This window comes from Sedimentitalea xiamensis, assembly GCF_030164465.1.
Classification (GTDB): Bacteria; Pseudomonadota; Alphaproteobacteria; order Rhodobacterales; family Rhodobacteraceae; genus Sedimentitalea; species Sedimentitalea xiamensis.
Genome location: NZ_JASNJE010000008.1, coordinates 137,590 through 143,991, shown reverse-complemented (window position 1 = coordinate 143,991; position 6,402 = coordinate 137,590). Strand labels below are relative to the sequence as shown.

At 62.3% G+C, this 6,402-nt stretch carries 7 protein-coding genes and 1 pseudogene; 3 read left to right on the top strand and 5 right to left on the bottom strand.

Annotated features, from left to right (window positions below; all coding sequences use genetic code 11):
• Positions 1 to 133: 133 nt before the first annotated feature.
• The gene (locus QO034_RS09340; protein WP_284485248.1) at positions 134 to 841 is read left to right on the top strand and encodes a site-specific integrase; all 708 of its coding nucleotides are present in this window, start codon (positions 134 to 136) and stop codon (positions 839 to 841) included.
• A gap of 141 nt (positions 842 to 982) precedes the next feature.
• On the opposite strand, the gene QO034_RS09335 is transcribed toward QO034_RS09340, so the two are convergent.
• From QO034_RS09335 to tnpB (QO034_RS23340), 4 genes and pseudogenes are all read right to left on the bottom strand, one after another.
• Positions 983 to 2,272, bottom strand: coding sequence for a hypothetical protein (locus QO034_RS09335; RefSeq protein WP_284485247.1), 1,290 nt, complete (start codon positions 2,270 to 2,272; stop codon positions 983 to 985).
• Complete coding sequence (locus tag QO034_RS09330; RefSeq protein ID WP_407696749.1) at positions 2,193 to 2,567, bottom strand: hypothetical protein; 375 nt, start codon at positions 2,565 to 2,567, stop codon at positions 2,193 to 2,195. The genes QO034_RS09335 and QO034_RS09330 overlap by 80 nt, the downstream gene beginning before the upstream one ends.
• Positions 2,551 to 2,871 carry an IS66 family insertion sequence element accessory protein TnpB gene (gene tnpB, locus QO034_RS09325; protein WP_284485256.1) on the bottom strand — a complete coding sequence of 107 codons (321 nt, stop codon included), beginning with the start codon at positions 2,869 to 2,871 and terminating at the stop codon, positions 2,551 to 2,553. Before tnpB (QO034_RS09325) ends, QO034_RS09330 begins: the two co-directional genes overlap by 17 nt.
• Positions 2,843 to 3,274, bottom strand: a pseudogene (gene tnpB / locus QO034_RS23340) (IS66 family insertion sequence element accessory protein TnpB); the annotation flags it as partial. The gene tnpB (QO034_RS09325) and the pseudogene tnpB (QO034_RS23340), both read right to left, overlap by 29 nt.
• Positions 3,275 to 3,599: 325 nt before the next feature.
• Between tnpB (QO034_RS23340) and QO034_RS09315 the strand changes: the two are divergent.
• Positions 3,600 to 3,941: a RidA family protein gene (locus tag QO034_RS09315; protein WP_284485245.1), complete on the top strand. Its 342-nt coding sequence runs from the start codon at positions 3,600 to 3,602 to the stop codon at positions 3,939 to 3,941.
• A 6-nt stretch (positions 3,942 to 3,947) separates the two neighbouring features.
• On the opposite strand, the gene QO034_RS09310 is transcribed toward QO034_RS09315, so the two are convergent.
• Positions 3,948 to 4,973, bottom strand: coding sequence for a LacI family DNA-binding transcriptional regulator (locus QO034_RS09310; protein ID WP_284485244.1), 1,026 nt, complete (start codon positions 4,971 to 4,973; stop codon positions 3,948 to 3,950).
• A 120-nt stretch (positions 4,974 to 5,093) separates the two neighbouring features.
• Between QO034_RS09310 and hisD the strand changes: the two genes are divergently transcribed.
• Positions 5,094 to 6,401 (top strand): histidinol dehydrogenase, encoded by a 1,308-nt coding sequence (gene hisD / locus QO034_RS09305; RefSeq protein ID WP_284485243.1) that lies wholly within the window; start codon positions 5,094 to 5,096, stop codon positions 6,399 to 6,401.
• Position 6,402: the final 1 nt, after the last annotated feature.

Sequence of the window (6,402 nt, the reverse complement as noted above, 5' to 3'; positions counted from 1 at the left end):
TGCTGACGCCGGGCGAGGCATATGATAGTCGAGCCCCGAACCTGAAAGCCGCCGCCTGAAATGAAACCAATGCTATCGCTTAGCCCGGCGGAAAACTGGTCGAAAATTCAGGACCACCTCTAGCCATATCCAGATGTTCAAGATGTTCTTTGACTGGGCGGAACGGCACGGACATGCGCCGCACACGCTTTTTGAAGGCATGAAGGTGAAGAAGGACAAAGCCAGCGAGAGTGAGCGCAAGCCCTTCAAACCGGATCAAGCACGTTTGATCTACACTGAGCTGACGGAAAACCCGTCCGGGCTGGTTCGCAAAGACAGCCACAAGTGGGGGATGCTCTTGGGCATGTTTACCGGGGCGCGACTGAACGAGATTTGCCAACTCGACATTGCCGACGTGAAGCAGGACGGCGACACATGGTTCCTGAATATCACGGATGAAGGCGACGACACCAAGAACGTCAAGTCGAAGGCAGGACGGCGCAAGGTGCCACTGCATTCCGAGTTGATCCGCCTTGGCTTTCTCGACTTCGTTGAAAGTCGCAGGAACGGCAGCCGCCTGTTCCCAGACTACAGCTACAGCGCCAATGGCGGCTACGGTCGCAACTTGGGCCGCTGGTGCAATGAGAGTTTCTTGCCCAAGCTGGGGATCAAGCAACCGGGTCTTGTATTCCACAGCCTGCGGCACACGGTGGTAACGCGGCCGGGGCAGGCTAACGTGCCAGAGCCGATCATCCAGTGCATCGTTGGCCACGCCCGGTCAGGCGTGACGCAGGAAGTCTATCTGAGGGAAGGCTATACGCTGGAACAACTCAACGACGCCATCGGACGGTTTAAGATTTGATCCATCCCGGCGCTCCTTATCGTTACCAGTAATGAGGGAGCGCCGGGAGGCGCGTGCCCGAACAAGGGGGGATAAACAATGGTCACACCCCTCATTTTTTCCCATCTCACTAGTAAAGCATTGAAGTTACGAGCTATTCCATTATCCCTTCATACTAGAAGGAAGTACCTGATCTTGTTCGGCTGCGCTCTGCCTGTCCCAAAAGGCATGTAGCCGTGCTTCATAGCCCTCCGATTTAAGGAGCCGGTCCAAGTCTGGTTCGATTGGCACGTCGCACCCCGGCACAACTTCCCCGATGCCGATATCCACCCCGACTTTGCCACTGACACCGAACTCCGCTTCGAATGCCTCTCGCATGATCCGGTCCAACTCATCCTGTAATCCGTGGTGAACGATGAAGCTGTCATGCACTGGCAAGCAGGCATAGCGCATGGCCGCGAACCTCAGCATGACCTTTTCCGCCAAGTCGCTATCCTTCCGCTGCAGGCGCAGCCCGACACCTGAGCCGAAGTGTTGCCTGAACTCTGGGTACTTGCTGACGATGTACCATTTGAAATCATGCCAGCTTCGCCTAGTGATCTCTGGCGAGTAGTCTTCAATCTCGCTTATCCGGTTCACGCTGTCTGCATTCAGGAGTGCGTTGAAAGTCAGCTTGACCAGCTTTCGTTCGGTCTTGTTGTCCTTCTTCGTCAAGCACCGCTCATAGGGGTCATCCGGGATGGGTTGGCCATCTTGGGCATAGAGCATGGCCGCGTGCAGGCCCGAATAGTCCACTTCCACTGTGCGCTTGCCATTTATAAGGATGTACGGCCTCAGTCGGCTCGGGCAACTGATCCACCATGCCCCATAGAACCTCCCGCCCTGTTCCCAGTCTTCGTTGTTGAAGACGCGGTGCACCGTCCGCGCGGCGAAGTCGAATGACTGAGCCGCTTCATCATCGCGCGTCCCTACCATTTCTTTCAGGTCTGCCGCCAGTTGCTCGTCTGTACGCGCCAAGTCTGCCCAATGGCTTTCCAGCATGTCGTTGATGATCCGCAGCCGGTTACGGGCCGCATTCGCGAAGGCGTCGTCGCCATACTCGACAAGGCGCTTGTCGCCATTCTTCAATCGAATGCCTTCGGCGTTCTTGTGCCTGCGCAGATCGACGACAGAGGCACTAACACGATCCAGTCCGCACAATAAGGAAGGCGTGGCCATGTACCGGGCAACACGGCTGCGTTTCTTCTCTGGGTCGTCCCAATGCGGCGTGCTCAGCACGATCAGGTCTTGCATCGCGCGCTTGAGTTGCGCGGCGGTGTTGGTGTTGCGGAAGCGTAGGTATGGGTGCTGTCCGCGATGCGTGGCCATCTCGTCATACAGCTTCGTGAATATCAGCTTGAAGACTTCTTCGAACACATCGACGCCAGCGTTGGCCAGCACTTCGTTTTCCATGTCCACGATCAACTCGCGCAGCGACCGTGCTTTTGACCCTTCGCGTTGTCACGGCAATCTCGTTGAGCGAGCAGCCGGCGCGCAGAAGTGCCGTCGCTGCGGTGCCGCGCATGTCGTAGGGGCGCAGCTCGTCGCGAATCCGCACTTTCAGCAAACCGTCGTCGACCTTCTTGTTGTGCCGGATCTTGAGGTCGCGGATGATTTGGGACGCGCGCAGCGCGGTTAGTGGCTTGCCAGTCAAAGAGGTCACCAGCAGATCCTGTCCTTCCGGCAGGCTGTCAATCACCTCTCCCATTGCTTTGGTCACTGGCAGACTGACAGGATTGCCGTCGCCCTGTCTCGATAAGAATGCCTTCGCGCAGGAAGTCGATGATGGTGCGCTTCACCGTGCTTTCGCTGAGGCGGGTCTCCAGCGCCTTGACCTTGCGCCAGTCCAAACCGGCAAAAAGCGCTTCGAACTGCGCGTGGTTCAGCGCCATCGTCCCGTTCTGGATCGCGGGCCAGGTGAAGGTCGTGTCCTCGAGCCGCTTGTAGGGTGAGCCATCTGGTCGCCATGCGTTCGAGACCGATGGCGAACACCAGACCGCTGCCGTCCCAATAGAGCAGTTTCAATCTATCCAACCGCTTGGCCCGAAACACGAATACGGTCCCGGTGAACGGGTCCTTGCGCAGTACCGACTGGACCAGCGCGGTGAGCCCATCATGTCCCTTGCGAAAATCGACGGGCTGCGTCGCCACCAGGATGGGCGTACCCAGCCGCGCGAGAAGCGCGTCGAGCCATGGACGTGATACATGGAGGCCAGCAGGCGGATGGCATTGGCGCGCATCGACAGACCGATGAGCGGCGGCCAGTCGGTCACGGCCTCCTCGACCAGGGCCTCGGCCTCCTGCTGGGTGCAGGCGTACCGGATCACGGGCAGCGGCGGGACGGGTCGCCTTCCCGCTCAGCTTCCGGCTGATGGCGGTCGGGTTTTCACACTTCGACTTCGGCTCGGAACTCATGCACACGGGCGAAGCGGGGATTCACGAATAACGGAATGGTTCGAGGCGCTGGCGCTGCGGCTGGGCGCGATCATGGTCCTGATGGCCTTGGGGATGCCGGTGGCGCTGGCATTCCCGGCCGCCAACGTCATCGGCGCCTGGGTCTTCATGGGCGGCGGACCCGGCATCGGCCGTTCGCTGCTGGTCGCCTTTCCGCAACTGGCGCTGTGGCTGCCGGGACTCTGAAAAGCGCCAAGGCCCCTTGACCGCACCGGTGCGACGGGCAGGATGGGACCTTGCCAGCAACATCGCAGGCCCACGGGCCATCAGAGCAGAAAGAAGACAGATGATAGAACGCCATCACACATCCGACCGCATGAGCAAGATCGTCAAGCACAATGGCGTCGCCTATCTTTGCGGCCAGGTCGGGGACGGCGCGACCGTGCGCGAACAGACCGAAGACTGCCTGGCGCGGGTCGATGCCCTGCTGCAAGAGGCCGGATCGGACCGCGACCACATGCTCCAGGCCATCATCTGGCTGGCGGACATGGCCGATTTCCAGGAAATGAACGCCGTCTGGGACACCTGGGTGCCCAGAGGCCACGCCCCGGCGCGCGCCTGCGGCGAAGCCAGGCTCGCCTCGGACGCGCTCAAGGTCGAAGTCATCGTGACCGCAGCGGTCAAGTAGCGCCGGTCAGCCGCCCGGCGGCGGCCCTGCCAGCGACTGCCGCCGCACCAGGCTGACCTCGACCTCGCAGCCCCGCAACGTCCTGTCGCCCGCGATCAGACCGAGAAGGACACGGGCGGCCTGCCGCCCCATCTCGCGCTGCGGAACCCGCACCGTCGTCAGGGCCGGAGCGACGACGCGGGCCAGGTTGTGATCGTCGATACCTGTGATCGATACATCCTGCGGCACCCGGATGCCCCGGTCCCGCGCCCGCAGGATCGCTCCGGTCGCGAGAACGTCGTTCCCGCACAAGACGGCGGTCGGTGCCGAATTCGCCTGCATCACGACATCAAAGGCGTCGCCTCCTTGGTCGAGCCCGTAACGGGTTTCGACGACGCGCGTGATCCGGGCCGGCGGGCCGATCGCCGCCAAGGCATCGCGCATGCCGGCCATGCGCCCCGCCGCCCGGTCGTTGTTCCGGCTGATCCCGCCGATGATCGCCACGTTGCGATGACCCAGCGCGAGCGCGGCCTCCGCGATCAGCCGCCCCGCCTTCCGGTTGTCGAACCCGACGATGCAGGCCGTCGAATCCGGTTCGAAACACCAGGTCAGCACATGCGGCACCCGACGCCGCGCCAGAAAGTCGCGGGTGTCCTGCGGTCTGTCCGTTCCGATCAGCAGCAAACCGTCGGCGCCATTGGCGACGAGCGCCCGGATCTGCCTGAACTCCTGCGCCGGATCATAGCCGGAACTGGCGACCAGCAAGGTCTTTCCCGCGTCGGTCAGAACTTCCTGAAACGCCTGCAAGGCGCCCGCGAACATCGCATTGTCCATCGTCGGAATGACCACGCCGACGGAATTGGTCCGCCGCGAGGCCAGCACCCGGCCGCCGAAATTCGGGGTATAGCCCAGTTCGTCGATCGCCTTCTGGATCTGCTCGCGGGTCTTGCGGGCGACTTTCGAAGGGTCGTTGATGCATCGCGACACCGTCGCGGTCGATACCCCCGCGACGCGCGACACGTCCTGCAAGGTCGGCAATCCAGACGGTTCCATTCCCGATGTCCCGAAGTGCGGTTAATGCAAATGTAAGCGCTTGCATTAGCGGATGCAAGCGCTTACATTCATGCGAGACCGCCGCCCGCCCCGGAATCACCCGAACAGGATCCGTCCCCCATGGCCCCGACCTATCTCAAGCAAGCCACCAAGACAGCGATGACCGATGCGGGCGACGTCCACGAAACGGTCCAGAAGATCCTGAACGACATCGAGGCCGGCGGCGACGACACGGCGCGGGCCTATGCCAATCGCTTTGACCAGTATGGCGGCAACATTCTCCTGACCGGGGACGATATCCGCGCCGCCTGCGCCCTGGTTCCGGAGAAGCTCAAGGCCGATATCCGCTTTGCCCATGACAATGTGCGCCGATTTGCCGAGGCGCAGAAACAGACCATGCACGATATCGAATACGAGGTGGTGCCGGGCCTCGTCGCCGGACAGAAAGCAATCCCGGTGCGGGCGGCGGGATGCTATGTGCCGGGCGGGCGCTACAGCCATATCGCAAGCGCCATCATGACCGTGACGACCGCCAAGGTCGCCGGCTGCAAGCATATCGTCGCCTGTTCCCCCCCCCGTCCGAACGAAGGCGTGGCGCCTGCGATCATCTATGCCGCGCAGCTTTGTGGCGCGGACCGGATCATGGCCATGGGCGGCGTGCAGGGCGTCGCGGCGATGACCTTCGGACTGTTCGGGCTTCCAAGGGCGGACATCCTCGTCGGCCCCGGCAACCAGTTCGTCGCCGAAGCCAAGCGCATCCTGTTCGGCCGCGTCGGAATCGACATGATCGCCGGCCCGACCGACAGCCTGATCCTGGCCGACGACACCGCCGACCCCGAAGTCGTCGCCACCGATCTCGTCAGCCAGGCCGAGCACGGATACAACTCGCCGGTCTGGCTCGTCACCTCAGACCGCGCGCTGGCCGAGACGGTCCTGTCCCGCGTGCCCGAACTCATCGCCGATCTGCCGGAGCTGAACCGGGCCAATGCCGAAGCCGCCTGGCGCGACTATGCCGAAGTCATCCTCTGTTCTGACCGCGAAGAGATGGCGGCCACCTCCGACACCTATGCGCCCGAACATCTGACGGTTCAGGCGCGGGATCTGCCCTGGTGGCTGGACCGGCTGCAATGCTACGGATCGCTGTTCCTGGGCGAAGAAACCACCGTGGCCTTCGGCGACAAGGCGTCCGGCACCAACCACGTGCTGCCCACGTCGCGCAGCGCCAAGTATACCGGCGGACTTTCGGTGCACAAATACATGAAGATCGTCACATGGCAGCGGTCGACCCGCGAAGGCGCGCGCCCGGTGGCCGAGGCCACCGCCCGGATTTCCCGGCTGGAAGGCATGGAAGGCCACGCCCGAAGCGCCGACATCCGGCTGCGCAAGTATTTCCCCGATGAATCCTTCGATCTGACGGCGAACGGATAGG

Coding starts and splice junctions, on each gene's coding strand:
- QO034_RS09330 (WP_407696749.1), bottom strand. CDS start 2,567: ATGGGAGAGGTGATTGACAGCCTGCCGGAAGGACAGGATCTGCTGGTG.
- QO034_RS09310 (WP_284485244.1), bottom strand. CDS start 4,973: ATGGAACCGTCTGGATTGCCGACCTTGCAGGACGTGTCGCGCGTCGCG.
- QO034_RS09335 (WP_284485247.1), bottom strand. CDS start 2,272: ATGGAAAACGAAGTGCTGGCCAACGCTGGCGTCGATGTGTTCGAAGAA.
- QO034_RS09340 (WP_284485248.1), top strand. CDS start 134: ATGTTCAAGATGTTCTTTGACTGGGCGGAACGGCACGGACATGCGCCG.
- QO034_RS09315 (WP_284485245.1), top strand. CDS start 3,600: ATGATAGAACGCCATCACACATCCGACCGCATGAGCAAGATCGTCAAG.
- hisD (WP_284485243.1), top strand. CDS start 5,094: ATGGCCCCGACCTATCTCAAGCAAGCCACCAAGACAGCGATGACCGAT.